Origin of the sequence: Acidisoma sp. S159 (assembly GCF_009766125.1) — a bacterium.
In the GTDB taxonomy this organism is placed as follows: domain Bacteria; phylum Pseudomonadota; class Alphaproteobacteria; order Acetobacterales; family Acetobacteraceae; genus Acidisoma.
Genome location: NZ_LMUG01000017.1, coordinates 1 through 22,644, shown reverse-complemented (window position 1 = coordinate 22,644; position 22,644 = coordinate 1). Strand labels below are relative to the sequence as shown.

Annotated in this window: 19 protein-coding genes and 1 pseudogene; 6 read left to right on the top strand and 14 right to left on the bottom strand. The window is 59.7% G+C overall.

The genetic code is table 11. From position 1 onward, the window contains the following. Nucleotides 1–128 precede the first annotated feature (128 nt). The 7 genes and pseudogenes from GSQ92_RS06935 to GSQ92_RS06910 form a co-directional block, all read right to left on the bottom strand. Nucleotides 129–1,556, bottom strand: a complete 1,428-nt coding sequence (locus GSQ92_RS06935; RefSeq protein ID WP_158801632.1) for an alkaline phosphatase family protein — start codon at nucleotides 1,554–1,556, stop codon at nucleotides 129–131. A gap of 1,140 nt (nucleotides 1,557–2,696) precedes the next feature. Beyond that, on the bottom strand, nucleotides 2,697–3,623 hold the full coding sequence (locus GSQ92_RS06930; RefSeq protein ID WP_158801633.1) for a replication protein RepA: 927 nt from the start codon (nucleotides 3,621–3,623) through the stop codon (nucleotides 2,697–2,699). Between the two features lie 430 nt (nucleotides 3,624–4,053). Continuing rightward, entirely contained in the window at nucleotides 4,054–5,031 is a 978-nt protein-coding gene (gene repB / locus GSQ92_RS06925; protein ID WP_158801634.1) for a plasmid partitioning protein RepB, read from the bottom strand. 19 nt (nucleotides 5,032–5,050) lie between these two features. Beyond that, nucleotides 5,051–6,247, bottom strand: coding sequence for a plasmid partitioning protein RepA (gene repA / locus GSQ92_RS06920; protein WP_159013244.1), 1,197 nt, complete (start codon nucleotides 6,245–6,247; stop codon nucleotides 5,051–5,053). Between the two features lie 187 nt (nucleotides 6,248–6,434). Continuing rightward, complete coding sequence (locus GSQ92_RS31615) at nucleotides 6,435–6,632, bottom strand: transposase (RefSeq protein WP_371417961.1); 198 nt, start codon at nucleotides 6,630–6,632, stop codon at nucleotides 6,435–6,437. Continuing rightward, a pseudogene (locus GSQ92_RS31610) lies at nucleotides 6,626–6,925 on the bottom strand (transposase); the annotation flags it as partial. The gene GSQ92_RS31615 and the pseudogene GSQ92_RS31610, both read right to left, overlap by 7 nt. A gap of 1,584 nt (nucleotides 6,926–8,509) precedes the next feature. Then, nucleotides 8,510–9,472, bottom strand: a complete 963-nt coding sequence (locus tag GSQ92_RS06910; RefSeq protein ID WP_158801636.1) for a GlxA family transcriptional regulator — start codon at nucleotides 9,470–9,472, stop codon at nucleotides 8,510–8,512. Between the two features lie 106 nt (nucleotides 9,473–9,578). Between GSQ92_RS06910 and GSQ92_RS06905 the strand changes: the two genes are divergently transcribed. Then, nucleotides 9,579–10,394: an SDR family oxidoreductase gene (locus tag GSQ92_RS06905; RefSeq protein ID WP_159013243.1), complete on the top strand. Its 816-nt coding sequence runs from the start codon at nucleotides 9,579–9,581 to the stop codon at nucleotides 10,392–10,394. A 216-nt stretch (nucleotides 10,395–10,610) separates the two neighbouring features. Further along, the gene (locus tag GSQ92_RS06900) at nucleotides 10,611–11,129 is read left to right on the top strand and encodes a hypothetical protein (protein WP_216856765.1); all 519 of its coding nucleotides are present in this window, start codon (nucleotides 10,611–10,613) and stop codon (nucleotides 11,127–11,129) included. A gap of 124 nt (nucleotides 11,130–11,253) precedes the next feature. Here the strand turns inward: GSQ92_RS06900 and GSQ92_RS06895 are convergent, their stop codons facing one another. The 4 genes from GSQ92_RS06895 to GSQ92_RS06880 are packed head-to-tail and all read right to left on the bottom strand — an operon-like array spanning nucleotide 11,254 to nucleotide 15,052. Continuing rightward, nucleotides 11,254–12,294 carry a LacI family DNA-binding transcriptional regulator gene (locus GSQ92_RS06895; protein WP_158801639.1) on the bottom strand — a complete coding sequence of 347 codons (1,041 nt, stop codon included), beginning with the start codon at nucleotides 12,292–12,294 and terminating at the stop codon, nucleotides 11,254–11,256. Next, a complete protein-coding gene (locus GSQ92_RS06890; RefSeq protein ID WP_158801640.1) occupies nucleotides 12,284–12,679 on the bottom strand; it encodes a Rieske (2Fe-2S) protein in 396 nt (131 codons plus the stop codon). Before GSQ92_RS06890 ends, GSQ92_RS06895 begins: the two co-directional genes overlap by 11 nt. Then, nucleotides 12,676–14,004 (bottom strand): amidohydrolase family protein, encoded by a 1,329-nt coding sequence (locus GSQ92_RS06885; RefSeq protein WP_159013242.1) that lies wholly within the window; start codon nucleotides 14,002–14,004, stop codon nucleotides 12,676–12,678. Before GSQ92_RS06885 ends, GSQ92_RS06890 begins: the two co-directional genes overlap by 4 nt. Then, the gene (locus GSQ92_RS06880) at nucleotides 13,907–15,052 is read right to left on the bottom strand and encodes a mandelate racemase/muconate lactonizing enzyme family protein (RefSeq protein ID WP_158801642.1); all 1,146 of its coding nucleotides are present in this window, start codon (nucleotides 15,050–15,052) and stop codon (nucleotides 13,907–13,909) included. Before GSQ92_RS06880 ends, GSQ92_RS06885 begins: the two co-directional genes overlap by 98 nt. A gap of 515 nt (nucleotides 15,053–15,567) precedes the next feature. Between GSQ92_RS06880 and GSQ92_RS06875 the strand changes: the two genes are divergently transcribed. From GSQ92_RS06875 to GSQ92_RS06860, 4 genes are read left to right on the top strand one after another with little or no spacing between them, the layout of a single operon-like run. Beyond that, the gene (locus tag GSQ92_RS06875; protein WP_158801643.1) at nucleotides 15,568–16,467 is read left to right on the top strand and encodes a carbohydrate ABC transporter permease; all 900 of its coding nucleotides are present in this window, start codon (nucleotides 15,568–15,570) and stop codon (nucleotides 16,465–16,467) included. After that, nucleotides 16,464–17,348 (top strand): carbohydrate ABC transporter permease, encoded by an 885-nt coding sequence (locus GSQ92_RS06870; protein WP_158801644.1) that lies wholly within the window; start codon nucleotides 16,464–16,466, stop codon nucleotides 17,346–17,348. Before GSQ92_RS06875 ends, GSQ92_RS06870 begins: the two co-directional genes overlap by 4 nt. Nucleotides 17,349–17,387: 39 nt before the next feature. Further along, a complete protein-coding gene (locus GSQ92_RS06865) occupies nucleotides 17,388–18,545 on the top strand; it encodes an ABC transporter ATP-binding protein (RefSeq protein WP_158801645.1) in 1,158 nt (385 codons plus the stop codon). Nucleotides 18,546–18,563: 18 nt separating this feature from the next. Then, the gene (locus GSQ92_RS06860) at nucleotides 18,564–19,949 is read left to right on the top strand and encodes an ABC transporter substrate-binding protein (protein WP_158801646.1); all 1,386 of its coding nucleotides are present in this window, start codon (nucleotides 18,564–18,566) and stop codon (nucleotides 19,947–19,949) included. A gap of 148 nt (nucleotides 19,950–20,097) precedes the next feature. Here GSQ92_RS06860 and GSQ92_RS06855 read toward each other — a convergent pair whose 3' ends face one another. The 3 genes from GSQ92_RS06855 to GSQ92_RS06845 all read right to left on the bottom strand — a co-directional run bounded on the left by GSQ92_RS06855 (nucleotide 20,098) and on the right by GSQ92_RS06845 (nucleotide 22,179). Then, nucleotides 20,098–21,078, bottom strand: a complete 981-nt coding sequence (locus GSQ92_RS06855; RefSeq protein WP_158801647.1) for a sugar phosphate isomerase/epimerase — start codon at nucleotides 21,076–21,078, stop codon at nucleotides 20,098–20,100. Between the two features lie 79 nt (nucleotides 21,079–21,157). Beyond that, the gene (locus tag GSQ92_RS06850; protein WP_158801648.1) at nucleotides 21,158–21,394 is read right to left on the bottom strand and encodes a TOBE domain-containing protein; all 237 of its coding nucleotides are present in this window, start codon (nucleotides 21,392–21,394) and stop codon (nucleotides 21,158–21,160) included. A 77-nt stretch (nucleotides 21,395–21,471) separates the two neighbouring features. After that, on the bottom strand, nucleotides 21,472–22,179 hold the full coding sequence (locus tag GSQ92_RS06845) for an ABC transporter permease subunit (RefSeq protein WP_256367082.1): 708 nt from the start codon (nucleotides 22,177–22,179) through the stop codon (nucleotides 21,472–21,474). Between the last annotated feature and the right edge of the window lie 465 nt (nucleotides 22,180–22,644).

Here is a 22,644-nt window from a genome sequence, read left to right as displayed (position 1 = left end):
CACGCCAACGCATCCACCACACGCCAATCGGGGGTGTCGGCCTCTGGTTATCTTTGAAGGTGGGACGAGCCGACCGGCACTGATCTCGTCGTGGCGAATGGAACGAGACGCCACTTTAGACTGGCCGTTCATGGTCGCGTCGCGGACCGTGACCGGCTGAAGCCAGCGCTGGAGGCGGTTTTTCTGATCCCATGTCGGAAGTGGGCGGCAACGCGAGCAGTTGTGCCGAGAAGGGTGGCCGCAATGCCACTCATGCTGAGTTGCAAGCCACTCTCATTATCCACTTTTCGTAGACGCTGCACCTCCGCCGGGGTCGGCCACACGGGAACGAAGTCGACGCGTGGCGGTCCGGCGTTGGTCGGGCCGGCATCGCCCAGCAAGGGGAGCAGTGACGGTGCTGCGGCAACACGCTCGGTCAGCGGCGCGCCGAGACCAAAGAGCTCCTGCACCGTCTTGATGATCGAGGTGTGGTCGAAAGGTGTTCCGGAACCATCCTCGTCAAGTGGCGGACGCAAGACGCTGCCGGCGGGGATGTGCGGCGAGACGATCACGGCCGGAACGCGGACACCGAAGCGGTCGAAGGTGAAGCCGTCCGGATAGGGGCCGCCGGGCGGCGTCGCGGATGGTGGCGGCACGTGGTCATAGAGGCCGCCATGCTCGTCATAGGTGATGACGAGCAGCGTCTTATCCCATTTCGGTCCCTGCCGCAGCGCGTTGTAGGTTCGGGCGATAAGTTCCTCAGCATGCACTAGGTTGGTGGGCGGATGCTGATCGTTCGGAATTTTGTTGTGGACCCGTGAGACGAAGTAGCGCGGCTCAATGAAGGTGTAGGACGGCAACTCGCCATTCAGCGCATCCTGTTCAAACTGTTTGTGGAACAGTCGGAAATGCGTCGTCGCAAGCTTGCTCCACATATCGGCGAGCATCGCGGTGTTCGGCAGGTCGTGGAAATAGATCGCCCAATCGCGCTTATGATCCGAGAGGCGGCGGAAAATCGTGGGCATGCGATAGGGCCAATGCGGCGGATCGTTGTTGACCCAGCCGCCAGCTGTGCCGGTGTGCATGAAGAAGCGGTTGGGCCAGGTTTGGCACGGCGCCGAAGCGAACCAGCGGTCTGAAACGCCGAATGAGCGCGCGAGGAGGCTCAGTATCGGCACCTGAGCGGGGGAATGGCAGTGCATGACCGCGGCGGGGTTCGGCTCGGCACCATCCGGGCTGCGGGGCTGACGCATGTAGTTGTCGACAAAGCCGCTCATTGATGGCGTGCCTTGGCCGTGGCCATTGATGCCCACGCTGTCGGCCCCCCATAGCTGTGCCTCGATATCGTCGAACAGCTCGCCTGGATCGGGGTCGGGGCCGCGGGCTTCGGTCCGGCTCATGCCAAGGTCGTTCCACACTGGCACGGTCACAACGCCGCCATCGCGGTGCCAGGGATTGGTCTCCCGCCCTGTCAGTCCGTCGAAATCGGGGCGGTCAGGGTAGAGCCAGCCAAGCATGCTGTCGAAGGAGCGATTTTCCAGCATGAGCACGACGATATGTTCTATCGGGGCCGCCATGAGGTCTCCACTTGATACGCGGCAAGCGCCGTAGCCTTGCAGGTGACACCGATCCGGTTGCGCGCGACTGGCAAAAGCAACGCGAGAACGGCTCGCAAATCGCCCTTGTCGTCGCCCGTATCAGCTGGGACGTCCGCGAACAAAAACTAGACACCTCGTGCTGGGCAGGAAGATCAGCACCCGAATGCCAGGGAATGGCTCCCTGCCCCTTTCCGCCGCCTGCCGCAGGGCCGCGACGTCCTCCGGCGGTCCGGTGACCGCGAGGTCGTGCCGCAGCCAGTCGGTTTGAGGCAGCGCGAGCGCGCCCCCCGCCCGGCACGAAGTCTTCTGAGCCCTGCGTGCGAGCCTCGGCGGGCGTCTCGGTCACCGTCAGAGATCCAGCAGCTTGGTCGTGCTGGCGGCCACGGTTTTAGCGGCGCGCCGCAGGTAAAGGCTGGTCCGCGGTAAGCGGCAGAGCCGCAATGCCCGTCTTAGCCGCCATGCTGCCCCAAAGCCCCCGCACACTTGCTCACGACGCCGTCGGCACCGTGCCAGTCTGAATCCATCCGGTGACTATGGCAATTGATCCTTCTTGCGCGGACAGGCACGGTAAACGTGATCTACCGTGCCTGTCCCGCAGAAAAATGCTGATAGTCGGTGGTTAAAATAGGGCTGTACGCCCACGACGGCCTGACGTCTGTTGCTCGCGAGCGGAATAGTGAATCGTCGTCTGATCGACCAGGCAGCCACCCTTCCCGGAGTTAAGCCCCGGTTGGTCAGAATTCGGACGGGTGCGGACAGATTCTGTTGCCTAGAGCTCGACCAACTGCGCTGTTCGCTTGTCATTGGCGCGCCTTCGCTCTCCCACTTCCCGCCCACTCCTATCAACGGTTTGCTAGCTGATGGTCTCGAGCTCCTGGGTGAGGAACCGCAGCTGCATGCCGGTCGCAGAGGCTGAAACGGGACATCGAGTTGAACTATGCGGCGTATTGCGGTCACCTCAGGCGCGACTCGGATTACACTTGCCTACATCGCCGCTGTCGGTCGGGCTAGCCGATCGTTGCGGCGATGGGTGTACCCGTCAGCGGGTCGAACTGGTCGATCGAGTGTGGACTCTTGAGAGCAAGCTGGAGTGGACTCTTGCGAGTCGCACCAGCCCGGTCAGCGGGCCGCGGCGACACCTTGCTTTTGAGGTACTGGTGGTCGCGAGGGCCGAAGTGTCAGCCCCTTTTCGTCGATGTCGACCTTTGCATCCCTATAGACCGCCATGGCGAGAGACAGGTTCTCTAGAAATCGCGGTTTAAAGTGGAACTGCTCCTTATACCCGCCACCAAACTGACCCATAAGTGCCTTCCACGTTACTTGGCGTGGCCCAGTAAGCACATGAAGACGATAGGCCAGCCAGCAGTAAAGGTCGAGCGCCATAGAGTTATTATTTATTGCTCTGATCGCCGCTTCCTCTAGGGGGACCGGGTGCTTTCGCAGTTGCTCGTAGAATGTTTCCGACAACTTTGCAGTTTCGAGAAATAGACTGCCCTGGGCTGGGTCGGCCCCATCCACAAACATCGCGGTATCCATGATGTTTTGGTTCACCAGGCCCGCCCGTCCGGCCGCTTGAACATGAAACGTTAGCCTGCACCGGGAAATCCGCTCAGCCTGCTCCCTAACGTCCTTGAGTGACTTTCCGCCGATGGGAATACCTAACCGGCTAAGCCAGTTGCGCAGTGATTTCCCAAGCTCTATTTCCCGCGAATTCGTTCGCAGTGCTTCGGTTTGTAGATAGAGCATGATGAGCCTGGCGCGGGATCCATATGGTACTCCCACCCAGATTGGATCACCTACCTCCGTTGCCCGGCGACCGGGTTCTATGAGGAGTTTAACGTGGTCAGAGTTTATCTGCCATGTCTGATCGTCTTTTAGACGACGATGAGGAAGTGCAGCTTGCGCCCACCCTGAATAGACAAAGCCGATTCCGTTGTCTTCGTCTGCCATGTAGTTGGCCGCAGTTTCGACAATGCGACGGTCAAAATCGAAACCAAGGGCCCCTAAACGGCCTCTGCTTTCAATCAACGTATGCACCGTTCCCATTGGATCACCTAGGACACTTATCAACTGACATTAGCCTGCCAGAAGCCGAGGTCGCCGTCCGCATGGACTTTTGCGAGGTAGCCTATTCGAAGCTTATTAGAAGACTACTATTAGTATAATCGTTAAAGTCCACAGGATAAGTCGCGTAAAGCGTTGATTTCCCTTGGTTGCTTCTCGCAAAAGTCCACGGCTATCTCGCTACAGTCCATACTCGGGCTGTTGGCGTTTTCCACGGGTCTTTGACAGCTGTTGGGGGCGACTCGGGATGGAGATACCGATCGATAGGCCAGCCTCGCAACAGTCCACGGCTGCGGAGTCCGCGGACGCAAGCCCCTTTTGCCTCGCGAGAGTCCACACAGTGAGACCTAGATGCGGCTTGGGTAGGGGCTATCGGTCGTCGCGAGCGGCCGCATCGCCAAAGTCCACACAGCTATCGATGGTTGAAACCGGCGAGGAGCTCAGGAAGCTTGTCTAACAGGTATCTGTCGAGACCAGGCGCAGCGTTGACATCGACGAGAAATCGGTAGCCGAGGGCACTGCTTTCCGCCCTGACGACGATACGACCTTTAGCGTCATGAAATAAAACGGGTGGGTTTAACTCGGTCCTTGTAGCGCGCAAACAGCCGATAGCGAGGTCGAACCGAGTGTCTGAACCGACCTGCCTAAAGGATGCCTTGGTGACTAGATCTTGAAGCACCTCGTGTGCCTTCGGGTGCCCCAAGAGTTCGGCAAGTTCCATCCACCTCGGTCGTCCTGCTCGGGGTGCCGGACCGATGGCGGCTATCACCGCTTGAGGGATTCCCTTGGCCACCGATAAAAGTCTCGTCATCTCGGCGGGATGAACAGCAAGGGCGGCCTGGATGACGGCCCGTTCGAAGCCCTGTTGTTCGAGATGAGCGGCGAACACGGCTCGTTCTATGAATGACAAATTCCTCCGTTCAGCGTTCTCCTTCCCTTGCGCAACGACCAGTTCTTCATTGTTGAGGTTGCGGACAAGCGCCTTCACGGGCTGTTTAAGCTCTAGGCAGGCTCCGAGCCTGCGATGGCCATAGGCAACCTGGTACCGGCCGCTGGCGGTGGGGTGCGGCCGCACCAGGATGGGAACCTGCTGTCCTGAGGAGCGGATGCTGTCCACCAGCCGCCGGAAATCGGGGTCCGCGGTTCGGTCGATCCGATCGTCGACGAATGATGGCTCCACGACCTCGGGATCAAGGGCGTGGACCAGCTCCCCCCGAGCGAGGCTATCTGATAAAGCGTCAACCCGAGCGGCATCTTCCTCGATACGGCCCAAGGTCAGTCCCATAGCGCGCACAGCAGCCGAGGGTACTCGCATGGAGGTATCGGGCACCTGGGGGACCAAACCCGTGTCAGGAGCAGGCTGGTCTTTGTCGAACGCGGCCCGCAGCATGTCTCTACGTCTTGTCATGTCAGCGGCCCCATCCTTTGGAAATAAGCGTTTCAATTTCCCCGTTGACTGCGTCCAAAGCCTCAACCGCACGGGAATACGTCGATCGTCCCATGCTCTGACGAGAAATTTCGTAGAGCGTTTGTTTTGTCAGGCCGGCGTCTGAAACGGCCGTCGATTTAAGCATCGGATTTGTGAGCACTCGTTCCGCGAAGAGATTTCGCAGGAAGCCGACGACCTGAGTCTGCGGGCCATCTTGAGGCTCATATCGTGTAATGAGGTATCGGAGGAAATCGTATCGGAGTTCGCCGCCAGCTTTGCGCACGACGCTCAGCAAATCAGCGGTCATAAGCAGGAATTGAGACATGCTCGCGACGTCAAGCATCTGAGGGTGGACGGTCACAAGAACGCCTGTGGCTGCGCACAACGCTCCAAGAGTCAGAAAACCTAGTTGAGGAGGACAATCCACGATGACGACGTCGTAATTGCTCTCTACTTCCGACAGAGTCTCCCGCAGCCGATTGAAAAAGAGACTGTGCTTTCCCCGCTGACCGGCAGCGAGGATTCTCGGGGTATCGTGCTCGAACTCCTGAAGTTCAAGATTGGCGGGAATTAGGTCGACGCCGGTAAAATACGTCGTCCGAATGACCTCCTGTAGAGGGCGCCGTCTTTCATCATAGCGAATTGCGGCATAGAGGGTCTCGTTCTCGGCGAGGTCGGTCTCTGACTGAAACCCGAATAAGGTCGAAAGGCTTGACTGAGGGTCCAGGTCGATCGCGAGGACTCGGAACCCACGCAAAGCGAGGTACTGCGCCAAGTGCGCCGAAGTGGTGGTTTTGCCTGAGCCGCCCTTGAAGTTCGTGACCGCGATCACCTGGAGCTGATCTCCAGCTCGACGTCTGGGAAAATAGTCGCGCCCTTCGCGGGAAAGGTGGCCGCGATATTCATTGATTTGCTGCAAGGAATAAGATCGGCGTCCTCCATTGACGCTGATTGCCTGAGGGCCGAAACCCGCAAGCGAAAGTTGGCGTAAATAGGCGTCACTTATCCCGATAAGAGCAGCGGCTTCGCCACTTGAAAAAAGTCTAAGTGGCTTGGCTGCTGAAGGTGGGAAAAGCCGCGCCCGCAGATTGAACAGCTCTGCGCTCAACGCGTCGGCGTCGGCGCGGATCGCCTCATCAACCGGCTCAAACTCGGGCGCTACACCGTGATCTGGCATCTACGCTAAACTTTCCTGGTTTCGCCCATTCTCCGTTACTAATCATCGCGCAGTGAAAACGCAACAGGTTCTCTTTTTTGTTGTCCAGAGCGACCAGGAGCCAACGCTGCGAGGCGTGGCGTAGTTGACACCTGTCAAAAAGCGAGTTGCTGCCAATGCGCCATCGTTTAGCTAGGCTCAGGACTCGTTACGGCAGCCAGAAGATAACGGTTGCGGGGATGCAGATGGCGGAGAAGAACGTGTGGGCGCATCGGTCGTAGCGCGTGGCGATGCGGCGCCAGTCTTTGAGGCGGCCGAATGCGTTCTCGATACGGTGTGGCCGTGTCGATAGAGCGTGCTGTCGTGCGGTATCGCGGTCTTCCGCTTTCTGGTGAACGGGATGCAGGGCTGGATGCCTCGCGCCAGGATGTCGGCATGAAAGTCCGCGCTATCGTAGCCGCGATCGCCGAGCAGCTCGCGCGCCTGTGGGAGAACCGGCAGGCGCATCGCAGCGCCTTTATGGTCGCTGGTCTGGCCTGCGGTCAGCAGTAGGCGGACGAGCCGGCCTTTCTCATCGCAGACAGCATGAAGTTTCGAGTTCGGCCCGCCGCGCAGGTGCGTCCGATGCAGCGTGAAGCATCCCCTTTTTTGCCAGCTGGCGGCTGTCCGGTGCGCCTTGAGGTGGGTGCTGTCGATCATCAGCCGTTCCGGTATGCGCGGCCCGCGCCACTAGGGCTTTGAAGATGCGGTCGAACACGCCGAGCCGGCTCCAGCGGACGAAGCGATTATAGAGCGTCCTGGTGCGGGCTGTAGCCGCGTAGGCGCGTCCTTCCACTGCAGGCTGTTTGCGGATCACGTTAGATGATCCCGCTGATGACACGGCGGTCATCGACGCGCCGCAGCCCGCGCGAGATCGGGAAAAACGGCTCGATCCGGCGCATCTGCGCCTCGGTCAGCAGTGGCACTCGGGACATCGAACACCTCCGTTGCCCCCAGAATCACACCGCGTCGAACCGTGTAAAGGGTCCTGAACCTAGTTACACTGCTGTCATCCGCACTCCTGTGCGGCGGCATTTCTGTCATGGGTTCAACCCACGGAGCTGGTTTGGCGGACCGATCGTCTCTTAGCGACTATCGCTACGCTGATGCCGTGTCGGCATTGACACCTGTCAAAAGGGTGTGCGGCAGAGGGTTGGAGACCTTAGCTGGACATGGGCTGGCTGGGCCAAAGGGGCGACGTAGAGGGCCGCAACAACAGGAATTATTGATCTGCGCGGCTCGCCAAACGAGCATGCTATTGGCATGCTCGCCTGTCTTTTTGGGCCAAACGAACTTGGCCGCGATCGTTCTTTCCTCGAACGGCTCGCTTGCGAGCCGCATTGTTGCGCGTAGCTCAGGTCGCCGTCTTATGACTCCATTTAATTGTCCCCCTGCTAGTAAATCGCTGTTCGATGCCGCGCGTTCAAATTCCAATGAGACAGCGCCCGCTAGCAAGTTTGTTAGCGACTGCTGGTGTCGGCTCACGAGTGGAGATGGCTGCGTTAATTGACAGGCGAATTTAGCGGCCCTGTTGCGTTGTGCCGGTAGTGCAATCGATAATCCAGCTTGAGTATTCGCGCGCGTTTCCCGCTACGCTGTTTCTCAGGATTGCCGAGCATGATGACCCGCATCTCATATCAGTCTAGCAATGACCTATACCGAATTGATCGTTCGCTGCGTCTGGACGCGGAGGGAGCCGGGACGACGTAATTGAGGATGCGGTGCATTTCGCGCCGCTACGGCAGTAGCGCCGACCGGGCTCACTTCGATGTCGGGAGGACGGGAAGAGGAGGGGAGTGGAGAGCCGAACTCCCGCAATTGAGATTGAAGCAATAACAGGCGGCGGGCGACTCGCAGTCGCGGGCGGGTTTGCCGCGCCGACCGAGCCGTGTGCCGGCGCAGGTATGCTGCCGCTGCAAGGCATTCAACCACCCGGACCGAATCGCGCGATCGGGATCCGCTGCCAGTCGATGCCGGTGTGGATGAAAGTGGCCATAAATGGACGCGTATAAGGAGAGGAAGTCCGGAGCCTGCTCGAGCGATTACAATTGCCGCATCTGCCGTCCCGGAGGTCGTCTCGGCCGATGTGAGTTTTCGGCCCCGTGGTTCAGAATAGCGGCTTTGTCGATGATTGACGTCGGCAGGACCCGCCGCTTCGCTGCATCGTAGCTCCTTAGCCTGTCGGTCATAATCACGGCGGCACGCATTGCGGCCTTGTGGCGGCGGCCTGAGGAAACGCCTCAGTTACCGTGGCAACGCGTGCGCTACGGCTTGAGCATCGCCGCCGCCGGCGGCTCGCCGGATCGCCAGTGGTGGTTGTCCAAAGGTCCGCAGGAAGGCGCGCCGCATCCGGTCACGATCAGCGAAGCCTGTCTGCTGCGCCACCACGTCCATCGGATGAGTCGTGTCCTCCATCAGGGTCCGCGCGGCTTCGAGACGCAGATGTTCGATCGCCTTTGCCGGCGACTGGCCTGTTTCGTTGTGAAATGCCCGGCTGAACTGGCGCGGCGACAGATGTGCGACTTCGGCAAGGTCCTCGACGCTTAGCCGTTCCGTCAGATGGCGGCGGGCGTGGGTGAGAACAGATTGGATCCGGTCACTCTTGGGATTTAGTTCGAGCAATGATGAGAATTGCGACTGGCCGCCGGCCCGCCGGTGGTAGAGCACGAGTTTGCGCGCAACACTGCGCGACACCTCGATCCCGAGATCCTCCTCGATCAGCGCCAGAGCTAGATCAATGCCTGCCGTCATGCCGGCGGAGGTCCAGATTCGACCGTCGGCGATGTAGATTCGGTCCTCTTCGACGCGCACCTTCGGATAGCGCGTCTGCAACTCACGGGCGCGCATCCAATGGGTGGTTGCACGCCGCCCGTCGAGCAGCCCTGCCTCGGCCAGGACGAAGGCCGCCACGCAAGTCGCAGCTACACGTCGCGCGAACTGTGGGGTACACCGGACAAAATCGACGGTCTCCGATGACGCATCCTCCATCGCACCGCCGATGACGATGAGATCGTAAGGCGTGGTTGCGAAGGCTTCCGTCACCACTTCGAAACCCAAGGAAGTTCGAACGGGGCCGCCGTGCTCGGATAGCATACGGACGTCGTAATGCATCCCACCTGTGACGAGGTTCGCCACTTCGAAGGCTGTGCTGACGGCGAAGCCCATCGGCGAATATCCCCGATGAATGATGAACCCGACCTTCCGCATCACTCGCTCCAGAATGTCCTGAATTGCCGTTTATATGACATTCAAGCCGTAGACGGACAAGGCTAGCCTCTCTCGACCGGGCATGACGGCCGCGACGGAGGGACAAATGACCAATTCTCAAAGCAGGGGCACCGCTCTTATCACTGGCGCCTCGAGCGGCATCGGCGCCGTCTACGCCGACCGATTGGCGAGGCGTGGCTACGACCTGATTCTGGTCGCGCGCAACACTGACAAACTGCAGGCGGTCGCTCGGCGCGTCAGCAACGAGACTGGCCGCGCGGTCAACGCGATGACGGCCGACCTCAACAATGCCGCCGATCTGCGCCGGATCGAGGATGTCCTGGGTAGGAACGCAACGATCGCGCTCCTCGTCAATAATGCCGGTTTCGGCGCAGCAACGCCACTGCTGCAGTCCGACGTCGGCAAGATCGAGGAGATGATCGGGATCAACGTCACCGCGCTGACCAGACTGACCTACGCCGCAGCGCCGGCCTTTGTCGAACGCGGCACCGGAGCGATTATCAACATCGCCTCGATCGTTGCCATTGGCCCTGAGATCCTCAACGGCGCCTATGGCGCAACCAAGGCCTATGTGCTCGCGCTGACCCAGTCCCTCCAGCACGAGCTATCTGAGAAGGGGATCCGGATCCAGGCAGTGCTTCCCGGCGCGACCGCGACCGCCTTCTGGGACATCCCCGGCGTCGGCGGTCACCATAACCTGCCGGGCGAGATCGTCATGAGCGTCGAGGATCTGGTTGCCGCCGCACTCGCGGGCTTTGACGCCGGCGAGGTAGTTACTATCCCTCCTCTGCAAGACGGTCAGGAATGGACGTCCTACGAGGCCGCTCGCCGCGTTCTAAGCGGCCATCTCGGCAATTCCCATCCCGCTCCACGCTATCTGACCTCGCCGAAGGCGGTTTGACCTGTTGCGAGCCCGTGCGGCAGTCTCTACGCGATTCCGACTGCCGGACATGTCAGCGGAGGGCACGCGCCAGCTCTACAATGCGTTGCTCGATCTTTGCGAGGACTCGTCAATCCGGGCTCGCTCTGGGGCGCGAACATCGCCGAGAAGCGGGCGTGGATCGTGTTCCTTCGTAAGCGATGGTTCAACCTGCAAAGGGATGCCGAGATGCGCAACATGCTTCTTTTCGCCGTTACCGCTCTGGTTCTTTCCACTCGGGCTGTCGTGGCGGCTCCCGCCGTCAGCAATGAGCCGTTGAATTTTGTGACCCTGAAAACGATCAAATCGCAGTTCGGCAAGCTCATGGAATTGGCCAACAAGCACGATTTCAAGGCTCTCCACGGGATGTTCTGGCAATCGCCCTCGACCCTTCTGGTGGCGAAGAGCGCGATCCCGTCCGAGGGGAACTGGGCCGGCTTCTGGGGCAACAAGGCCATCGATCAGAAGCTGCACGACATCGGCACCTCCGGCCCGGTCGTGCTCGAGCCGGACTATTCGAAGCTCAAAGTCGTTGGCCTGACAAGCGACGTCGCGGAGTCGTACGTGCCTATGAACATTACGGTCTCATATGCGGGGCAGAGTGGAGCACCCAAGCCGTTTCTGATGATCATCAATTGGCTTAGCGTCGGAAAGGACTGGAAGATCGCTTCCGAAATCATTTTGCCGGTACCGCCGGCACGTGCCGCGGAGCGCTAGGCGCCCCAAGTGCCATCCGAGCCGGGCGCAACGTACCCATACCGGCTGAGCTTGGAGCGTCAATCCGCGCCCGCATCCTGAAGTAGTGAGCCTGCTCCCAATCGCCGGCGTCAGTATTCGCACATCACTCAGGCGAGCGTGGCGCTGTCGATCCGCGAACGACAAGGTGCAATTCAACAGTGCGTCGGACGGGTGTGGTGGGGAGACTTCCGGCGATTCGCGCCGAGAGCGTGTCGATTGCCAGCTCCGCGAGAGCGTGCTGCGGCTGGACGACCGTGGTGAGATTGATGCGTGCAAGCCGTGCCAGCAGAATATCATCAAAGCCGACCACCGAAAGATCCTCGGGAATCCGAATGCCAAGCCGGTCGGCGCAATCCAATATTTCGATGGCGCCTAGGTCGTTGGAGGAGAAAATGGCAGTAACCCTGCGTTCCCCCAGCAGAAGACTCTCGGGCGAGACTTCGCGATTGTTGCGCAGCAGCCCAGGAGGGGAGCGGCGCCAGCGATACACGTTTGGCTGGAGATCTGCCTCTTCCATGACCGCGCGATAACCTGCCCTGCGCGCCCGATCCGCGGCATCCTCGACGATCGGGTCGGCGAAATAGGCGATGCGCCGGTGGCCAAGGGAGATCAGGTGGCGCGTGGCAACTTCGGCTCCCCGATGGTCGTCGCCCGATACGACATCGCCCCAATCCGCGCTGCAGGTGACGAAAACGACCGGCAACTTGCCCGACACGAGCAGGCGCGCGCGTTCGGACATGCCGGCATGGGCGAGGAATAGGATTCCCGCGACCCGATATTCCAAGAGCTGCTCCAGACTCGCCTCATCGACCTCGTCCGCATGCGTATTGACGAACATGACCCGATAGCCTTTCGCGGCTGCATGCTGCTCGATCTGCTTTGCCATCTCCGCGTGGAAGGGGTTGGCAAGGTCGCCGGCCACTGCCCCAAATATCTTTGTGCGCTGCTGTACGAGTTGACGCGCCAATACATTAGGGCGGTAGTTCAGCGCGGCCACGGCATTGGTCACGCGGGCACGCATCGCTGGCGCGACGCAGGCGGCATCACGGATGACGTTCGAGACGGTCGATTTGGAGACTCCGGCTAACCGGGCGACATCGACAATGGTGGGAAGCCTTGTGGGCTCCAAAGGTTTACGTTTCATCCGCTCGTGGGCTTGCCAACCAACGCCTCGAGCCCGCGCCGATTTCGACTAGCACGCGGTCGGCGACGATCTTGACCGGAAATGTGCGGACACGCACGGCCGGGTCCCAGATCGCCTCTCCGGTGCAGACATCGAATTCCCATCCATGCCAGGGGCAGGCAATCACAGGAGCGGCGTCTTCGAGCGTCATGTCTCCAGGCGCGGTCCCGGCGAGGCGGCCGGAAAGAACCCCGCGGCAGAGCGGGCCGCCTTGATGTGTGCAAATTCCGCTCACCGCATAGACTTTGCCAGACCATCGGATGATGCCGACCTCGATACGTCCAAGGGTGATAATTGAGACCTGGCCGTCAGGAAAACTCTCGACCGGGCCGACATCCGTCGTCACTTCGCGTTTCTCCCGCCTACCGGCGCCACATCGGCTTCCTGCCAGCCATAGAATTTCAAGGCATTCTCGAAGAAAACGCGGCGGTGCCAAGATGCGGGCAAACGGCTCGCGATATAGTTCGTCTCGTCGGCGTCCCAGTGTGGATAATCCGACGAATAGCAAAGACGGTCGGCGCCATTCACCCATCCCAGCAACTCGGCCACCTGTTCCCGCTTTGGCGAGATCTCGAGCGGCTGTGTCGTCAGCCAGACATGGTCCCGGACATATTCGCTCGGCAGTTTCTTGAGCCAAGGAACCTCCCGGCGCAGACCTTTGTAGTCAGTGTCGAATCGCCAGAGCAGGCTGGGCAACCAGGCCGCGCCTGCTTCAATCAGCAGCAGGCGGAGGCGAGGGAATCTCTCGAACACACCGTGGCTGATGAAAGAGACAAGATGCGTCATGACGACTTGAGGCCAAAGGGTATGCGCCTCGAAATAAAAATTGACCTTGCCGCCACCAGTACTGGCGGGATTGGCCCATCCGCCGGCACCGCCATGGATCGCGATGGGGCGCCCAATTTCCTCCGCGGCCGCATAGATCGGATGAAACACGGGATGGCCGAACGGATAGCGATGGGGGTTATCCACCAACATCACCTGGACCATCCGCGGGTTATCGGCATGACGGCGGATTTCGGCGACAGCTTGCTCGGGGAGTTGAGTGGCCACCATGATTGATGAGACAAGGCGTTCGTCACGGCTGAGCCAACGATCGATCGACCAGTCGTTCAGCGCACGGGCCAGTTCCGCGGCGAAATAGGGGTTGTGATGGCCGGCCACATGGCTGTCGTCGCCAAAGGTCAAAATGGCGCGGCGCACATCGCCACGGTCCAAGACCTGCTGACGGAGCATTTCGAAGTCCGAGCCTGGCGGACTGCCATCGGGAGGAAAAGTGTCGGCACGCATAAAACCGTGTGGGTTCGGCAGCCCATCCTGTACGGTGAGCGGCATGATGCCGGCCGGTCCGCGATTTGAGATGAATTCGTGCCAGCCCCGAGAAAGAAAGGGCAGAAGCTCTTGGTCTGTCGCGCGCGCGTGGTGCACGTCGCAGTCAATCATCGGGCCATCGTACATCTTGCCGCGCCCCTTGGATCGTTCCAAACTCCCGTTGGATACTTTTTGTTGGTTAGAAATGTCAAGCAAAAGGGTATCTGTGGCGCGAGTGATCGTGCCGGCGCATGTGAGAGGTCTACCCGAATTCGGCAACGGTGTAGTGGCTGATACGATCCTCATCGAGGATGAAGCCGAAACCGGGCCTGTCGGGAACCGCGACCAAGCCTTGCGCATCGATCGATAGTGTCTCTCGCAGCATCTGGTCCCGGCTGGACGCGGTGAAGCCGCTGGGTGGGTCGTGCGGAAACTCGAGCCATGTGCAGTTCGGCGTCGAGGCGGCCAAATGCAGATTGGCGAGAAGGCCGATACCGTTGCCCCAGGTATGGGGCGCAATTTCCAGATGTGCTGCTTCGGCCATCGCGGCCACCTTGCGCAATTGGAAGATGCCCTCGGAAAGAAGCGCGTCGGGCTGAAGGATGTCGAAGCAGCCGCGGTCGATCAGAAGCTTGAATTCGTGAATGCCGTGATTGTCTTCGCCGCCAGCGATCTTGATTCCGTCTAATTTCTCGCGCAGCCGGGCGAGGCCAGCATAGTCGTATCGAGGCAGCGGTTCCTCCAGCCAGAGCACGTCGAGTTGTTCCAACTCGCGTGCGACGGCGAGCGCGCGTTGGAAGCCCCAGATGCGGTGCGCAGTCAGCCCCGGCTCGATCCCGGCCTGATTGGCATCGATCATGATTTCGATACGGTTGCCGACGGCCTTGCGGATGGCTTCCACGACTCCCAGGTCGCGCCGGACATCATCATGATGGAAACGGAGTTTCACCGCGCGATAGCCCTGGTCGAGCATAAGATGGATATCTTCGACCCGCTGCTCCGGCGAACGCAGCTCAGCTGTGGCGCAATAGGCGGCCACTTGGTTCTGCGCACCGCCCCATAGCTTGTAGACCGGAAGCCCAGCTTGCTTGCCGATAATGTCCCAGAGCGCAATTTCCATAAAATACGCCGGGGGACCGAGAATCTCGGCATCTCGGAGGACAGCGGACAGAGGCTCGACCCCGGTCGGATCCTGGCCGATCCAATATGGCGATATGAAGCGTTCGACAGTGATGGCGGCTTCGAGCCCAGCATGCGCCGCGCTGTGACCGATGAGTCCGGCATCGGTTTCCACCGACACCAGAACCAGAAGGACGTTGGTCTGATTGCGTCCGCGCGCCCAGGCGGGATGGAATGGAGCGGGCAGTGGCAAGTCGACGACCCGGCTATGCACGCGAGTAATGCGCATCACACTCATTCCATGCTTTGTTCATGGCAGGCAGGATCAGCGGCTCGAGCGCGCGAGTAGATGAGCCGGATCTCGATGCTTTTCAGAACCGAGAGCTTTCCACCCATTCGTCGCCCCAGCTGTGGAACGCTCCACGAGATAGATCAGATGCGAGGGAGCTGCAACTTGAGTTTCCTGGGCGACGAAAATATCGGGTTGTTTTGGCTGGATTTCCCCTGAGTGCCTCGAAGCAAGTCGGTCGGATCGGAATATCGGCTCTCGATCGCACAAGGGCGTCCCAGATCGGGCGAACACAATCGTGAGCCAGTCCTGGCATAATGCTTGACAGGGAAACCGGGCTGTCCCTACCGTTCTGTCACGTTCCAAAGCGGTTTTGTTGCCGTTCGGAGGTAGTCCGCCACAAACCGGTCGATTGATCGGCAGTGGTGGGTCGCAGGTGCGTTGGGATTGCGAGTTCGAGACAGGATCGACGCACGTGCTGAGCTGAACGATATTTGTCGGGACGGGCTTCATCAATGGGAAGCGATACAAGGTTCCAACTAGGCCATCGGCAGGATAAGCCGCGCTTTGAGCTCAGCAGCGCCGCTCTTTTGGCTTTACCTGGCGGCTTTCTGTTCTTCCTGTTCGTCGGGCCGATCGTCTATGCGCTATTTCTCGGGTTCACGAACCTGCAGCTTATCGGCCCGCATGCGCAGAGATGGTGGTTCACCGGGCTCGCCAACCCGACCCGGCTCATGCACGACACGGTTTTCTTCACTTCGGTCAAGCTCACTCTGATCTTCGTCGTCGGTTCCGGAATGGTGGGCCAAACGCTGGTCGGATTGGCTCTTGCACTACTTATGCGGCGGTCGTTGATGCCGATCCGGCTCTCGGTCGGAGTATTGGTTGTCGCGGCATGGGTCATTCCCGAGGTTACCGCAGCGTTTGTCTGGTATGCCTTCTCGCAGGCCGGCGGCACGCTAGGCATATTGACGCGATCTCCGCACACCAACTTTCTGTTTTCCGCTCCGATGACGACCGTCTCTGTCGCCAATCTCTGGCGCGGTACGGCATTTTCGATGCTCGTTTTTTCTGCGGCGCTCCGCAACATACCCAGTGAAGTGTTGGAGGCGGCTGATGTCGAGGGCGCTTCCCGGTTCCGAAGACTCTGGTCGATCACTCTTCCATTGCTCGGGCCGACACTTGTGACCAATTTATTGCTTGTGACGATTCTCAATCTCTCAGATTTTACGCTGATCTACACGCTGACGCAGGGCGGTCCAGGAAATTCGACTATGACTCTGCCGGTCTATATTTACCAGGAGGCCTTCAACTACTATGAGCTCGGCTACGGCACCACGATTTCGCTTGTGCTGATCCTTATCGGGGCAGCGCTGTCGCTCTTATTCGTGCGAACATCGAGGTCGGCGGCATGAGGTTTTTGAACCGGAAGGCCCCACCGACGCTACAGCCTACCGGGCCGTTGATCGTTGTCGACTATCCGAGACTTTCTCCGACAGGCATCGCCACCAACACGACCCTGGTCATTGTTGGAGTAGCCTTTGCCCTGCCGCTCCTTTGGTTGGTTCTGGCAGCCGTCGATAAAAACGCGGATTGGAGCATCCGCCTGCCGAACTTGACCATCGAGAACTTTCGGGCGGTTCTAACCGCCCATGGCCTGCAGCCATTTGTGAACAGCCTCTATCTGGCTCTGGTGACGACGGTCGTCGCAACCGGACTTGCCTTGCTGTCTGCCTATACGCTGTCGCGGCGGCACGTGCCTGGGAAACGCACGGTGATGCTCCTGGTGCTCTTTGCCTCCGGCCTGCCGGTGACGATGATGTTGGTTCCCATTTATCAGATATACGCGACGCTGCACTGGTTGGACTCCAGGTTCACCACCTCTCTGTTTTTAGCCGCGAGCGCGCTGCCATTCGCGATCTGGCTGCTGAAGAATTATATCGACGCGGTGCCGATGGAGCTTGAGGAAGCCGCAGGCATTGAGGGTGCTGGCACCCTGCGCGTCCTCCTCCATGTTGTCCTGCCGCTGGTTCTGCCGGGGCTCGCGGTCGCGGCGGTCTTCAACTTCATCAGTGCGTGGGGGGCCTTTGTCGTTCCCCTGGTTTTGGATGCCAATCCCGACGACCAGCCTGGAACGGTCGCGATATATCAATTCCTCGGATCGCATGGCTACATACAGTTCGGCCAGTTGGCTGCATTCTCTCTACTGTTTTCACTTCCGGTCGTGGTTCTCTATCTCCTGATCGCCAGGATCTTCAGGGGTGGCTTTGCCTTCGGTGGGGGGGTGCGTGGCTGATGACATGGAACTTCGCGATGATAGCGACGGCGAACGTCGATGGCTGATGTGCAGTTCGAGCACGTTTATAAGCTGTTCGGAGACCATCCCGTGGTCAACGACCTGTCACTCGACATTGCAGATGGCGAGTTTCTGGTTCTGCTCGGTCCGTCAGGCTGCGGAAAAACGACGAGCCTGCGAATGCTAGCGGGTCTGGAACGGCCGACCTATGGGCGCATTGCGATAGGGCAGCGGACAGTCAATGCGCTACCATCGAAAGCGCGCGACGTCGCCATGGTGTTCCAGAACTACGCGCTATATCCGCACAAAACCGTCCGTGGGAATCTGGCTTTCGGGATGAAGTTGCGGCGGGTGCCCAAAGCCGAAATGAACCGACAATTGGACGAGGTCGCGACACTGCTCGGCCTTAAACGCTTGCTCGACAGTCGGCCCGCGGAGCTTTCGGGGGGTGAGCGCCAACGGGTAGCGCTAGGGCGGGCATTGCTACGCCGACCCAAGGTGTTTCTGATGGATGAGCCTCTGTCAAATCTGGACGCCACTTTGAGGGCGCAGATGCGCGCCGAACTCATCCGGCTGCACACGAAGCTCAATGCTACAATCGTCTACGTGACCCACGACCAGGCGGAGGCCATGACGATGGCTACTCGGATTGCCGTGATGTCCAAAGGACACCTTGCTCAGGTGGGTACGCCACAGCAGATCTACGATAGCCCAGCGGATCTGTTCGTCGCGACCTTTGTCGGATTGCCGAAGATGAATGTCGTGACGGGACGATTAGGTAGCGTCGACAATTCGCCCGTGCTTGAGGTCCTGGGCCGGACGATCCGGATGGACCCGGCGAGTTTTGTGTCTCCCAACTCGTCTTCATCCGCCGAGGTGTTTGTCGGGATTCGACCCGAGGACGTCTTATGCGATCCAGGGAATCCACAAGATGCCATTTACGGCGATGTTGAAGTCGTCGAGCCGCTGGGGTCCGAGACCCTCGTTACCGCTCGCTGTGACGAGACCACAACGCTAGTGGCCCGCGTGCCTCCCCGTACTCCGATTGCGATCGGCGACCGAATTAGGATCCAAATCAATACGCAGCATCTCCACTTATTCGATAAGACAACACAGCAAAGCCTACTATTGCCGACGACATCGGGCCCGGTGAAGACGTGGCAGCCGGAGGTGTTTGCTGAGGTTAGAGCAAACTAGAACCATAACAGGAGATAGATGAAGATGCTCGGAACACGTAGGCTGACGTCGCGGAATGCGATGTTGAGCGGGGCCACGGCAGTCGCGGCTTTGCTGGCTACCTATGGCTGGGCGAGCGCCGCCTCGGCCCAAACGACCATCAAGGTCGGGTACTCCTCCGCCTATGTCTTCGACGAAGATGCGGACTCGGTCTCATATTGGAATGACATCAAGAAGGAGTTCGAGGCTGCACATCCGAACGTGACATTGGAACTGCAGCCGCACGGCGGCACCGACACCGATGAGATGAACGCGATTGCCCTGCAGTATCGCTCGCCATCCACAACGCCTGACGTCATCCAGCTTCCCACAACCTATATCGGTCAGTTCCAAAGCTCCGGCTATTTGTTGCCGCTCGATAAGTATCTAAGCTCTAGCGCGTTTTGGAACCGATTTCCAAAGAATATCCAGGATGAAGGCCGGATCGACGGAAGTGTCTATGCCGCGGACATTGGCGAGAACAATACGGGCATGTATTACAACAAGGAGATGCTGCAGAAGGCCGGCATTGCCGTGCCGTGGAGCCCTCACAATTGGGATGATATTCTGACGGCGGCCCGGGCGATCAAAGAGAAGGTTCCCGGGGTTGTTCCACTGTGGATCGCCGCTGGCACCAGCGCGGGACCGACCGGTGTCCTGCAAGGTTCTGGTGCAGTCATCTTTTCGTCCAAAACGCCCATCATCTATGATACGAAAACGAAAAAATACGTGATTGACAGCCCCGGTCTGCGGGACGTCCTGCAATTCTACAAAGACGTGTATTCGGCGGGGCTCGGGGCGCAGCTTTCCGATCTGTTTTCGCCTAAAGCAGTTGCGGTACCGGTCAGCCTAATGGCGCAGCAAAAGCTGGCGATCGCACTTGGGTCCAACTGGTATGGCGGTGCTTGGAAGGAGAAGAATCGGCATTGGGCCGAGGCGGCGACAGCGGCGGGCGCGACAGCGTTTCCGACGTCACAGGGTCAGTCCCCTGGTCAAGGTGGTACCTTGGGAGGATGGGATGTCGCGATTTCGAAAGCAAGCAAGAATCCCGATCTGGCCTGGGACTTGGTCAATCTCCTCCAACAAAGAAAATACATGGTCTTTATCGCCACCAAGGCGGGTTTCGTTCCGCCCGATACCGAGGTCGCCAAATCGCCCGACTACGTGAATTATGCGCCGCCATTCAATGGCGAGTTCGCGACATTTCTTCCTTATGACAAGCTACTTCCTTCGAACGACGGATTCGCTGTCTGGGCCCGTGGTATAGAAGAGGCCACCGGCCAAATCGCGCAAGATCCGACGACATCGGTCTCGGCGGCACTCAAGACCCTGCATGACACGGTCGTAAATCAACTTGGTGCGGATGAGGTGGAGACCATGCAGTAACAGCTACTATCTTTTACGGGAACCGTGCGTCAAACCCCCGCGAGAGTGATGCCGGTCTCCCTTCCGCTCGGGGCCGGCGCACGGCCGCCTGGCTTACATTGCCAGTGCGGTCGCGTAGCCGCCGCTTGAAGCGACATGAGGCTGCATATCACTCCATGGCTCGGTGAGGAGAGGCAGAAGCAGTACCCGCGGCAGGTTTGACTGCCAAGAGTTTCGCGGCGGCCTTGATACCAAGTTCGGGCGCAACGAACGGATCTTCGTGTTCAATCGCGATGGTGCGGGCGCGGCCGAAGGTGGATAACTGCGCTTTGAAACCGTGCCACCAATGAGCGTCATGGCCGCTCCCGACCGTCGCAAAGGTCCAGGGCATTTCCTCTGGGGGCATCGGCCAGCGGCGGTCCAGCAGTCCGTTCAGCGCAAGCTGCTTCGTGTTGAAGACGACATCTTTCGCGTGCGCATGGCCGACACGTCCAGCGAGTCGGTCCACCACGGCGCCGGTATCCATGCCCATCCAGAATAAATGGCTCGGGTCGATATTCGCGGCGATCATGGGGCTCAGCCCTGCCAACTGCTCGAAGCTTTCGACGTTGTACGCGACAGTGCCGGGGTGAAGCTCAAGGCAGATCAGAAGCCCAGGATGGGTGCGTTGCGCAAATTCGCTCAGGTTGCGCCAATAACCCATGGTGACATCCTGCCACTGCTTGAGATGGGCATTTTCCAGATAGGGAAGCCAGCCGCCGGCGGCGAAGACCGGCGTGACATCGCCCGGAGCGCCCGCAGGACAGCCGGCCATCGCTACGATCCTGTCCACACCAAGCGCCGCCGCAAGCGTGATCGTGTCACGAAGGGCCTTGTCGTGCGCCTGTGCGATTGCGACATCAGGGTGCAGCGGGTTGCCCCATGCGTTGAGAGCGGCGATGCGAAAGCCGCGAGCGACGATCTCCCGCTGCCAGGCGGCGCGGACGCTCTTATCCGCCAGGAGTTGAGGCATGTCGCAATGTTGGGTGGGTGCGTAGGCGCCGGTCCCGATTTCGAGGTCGGTGATCTCGGGCACGTCATGCTCGAGCCAGTCCATGACATCGGGTAAGGGCCACTTGATCAGAGCTTCGGTGACGAGGCCGATCCGCAAGTCGTTTGGCATATTCTATCCAGTCCTCTCGCCGTTGAGAACGGCTTAGTAGCCGAGCAACCCGGTGGGTGACAGCGATCTACGAGTCTTCCACGAAAACGATGTCCTCTTGGCGCCAATGCAACTCCAAGTATGAGTCCGGGTGGAGACTCTCCTCGCCCAACATCGAAACTTCCTCGATCGTCAGCGCCGCGCGAACCTCCAGCCCTTCGATCACTCGCACGTGCGTATTGAAGACGGAGCCGGTGAAGACAAAACGCTCGACAGTTCCCCGCACCGCATTTGCTTGATCGCTCGATCCCTTCGCGAGGCTCACCTTGATCCTGTTGCGCGGAAGCACTGCAGTGATCGTTTGCGCCTCATTTAGGTATGATGGAATCTTCCCTGTCAACGTCATGTCGGGGTGGGATATCTCGACGGAGCTTCCGCGACGGTGTTCCTGCCGCGAACGATCGTTCCGGCGTCGATGAAGCCGGCCACGTAGGAACTCCGAGGCGCCCTGCATAAAGCCTCGGGCGTGTCGACCTGGGCGATCAACCCGTCCTTCATGACCGCGATGCGGTCCGCGATAGCGCAAGCTTCCTCCTGATCGTGCGTGACATGGACCAGCGTGGTTCCGGTGGATCGCTTGATGCGGACAAGCTCATCCTGCATCTGGCGCCGCACCCTGAGATCGAGCGCGCCTAGCGCCTCGTCGAGCAGGAGGACCGCCGGCCGCTTTACTAGCGCACGAGCGAGCACCACGCGCTGCTGCGCGACAATCGCGTTCAACTCGTGCGTCACACGAATCCGCAGCGATCCAAAAATATAGAGCGGCAGGGTCTGTTGCGAGCCGGTCACGAGGAAGGTGAGGATGAACTCATCCATCGAGATCGCCAGGGCGATCATCGTGCCGGCGAGTATGCCCGGCAGGGCTTGCGGCACCGATACGGTCAGAAAAGCGCGCCATGGTCGCGCTCCCGAGTCCAACGCCGCTATCTCCTGGTTGCGATCGAGCCCCTCCAGCCGCACGAGGACGAGAAGAGTCACGACCGGAAGGGTCAGAATCGTGTGGCCGGCGATAATCTTCCACAGCCTGCGGGGGACCCCAAGCGCATTCAAGCCGATGGTGATTGCAAGGCCGCGTCAACCACTTCAGCGTTCCGGCGCCGTATTCCTAGAAATCGCTATGGGATGAACGAAGGGGAAGGTGATCCTGCAGGGAGCGGGCGACGACTTCCTCGGGCTCGCGGGTCTCGCTTTGGGCGTGCCGAGACCCGAAATCTGATCGACGTCAAGAAATGTCGGCGCACGATTTGATGGGATACGCGGTGAGGATTTTGCTCAGCGCCGCAGTTCTTCTTCGCGAAGCGCGAGTAGGCTCCGCCTTTGTTTCGGGTCGTATCAGGAACCTCGAGGAGGATCGCAACCTTGTCAGACAGATAGGTAGTCGCCGTTCTCTCCGCTCAGATTTGGTTCGCCAATCCTGCCACCAGGATCGTTGCGGGTCTTACAGTCCGTTTGAGAAAGGTCAGTCATGGGCGATCCGGCGTAAAAGCAGGCTTCCCATGGCGACATGGATCATGG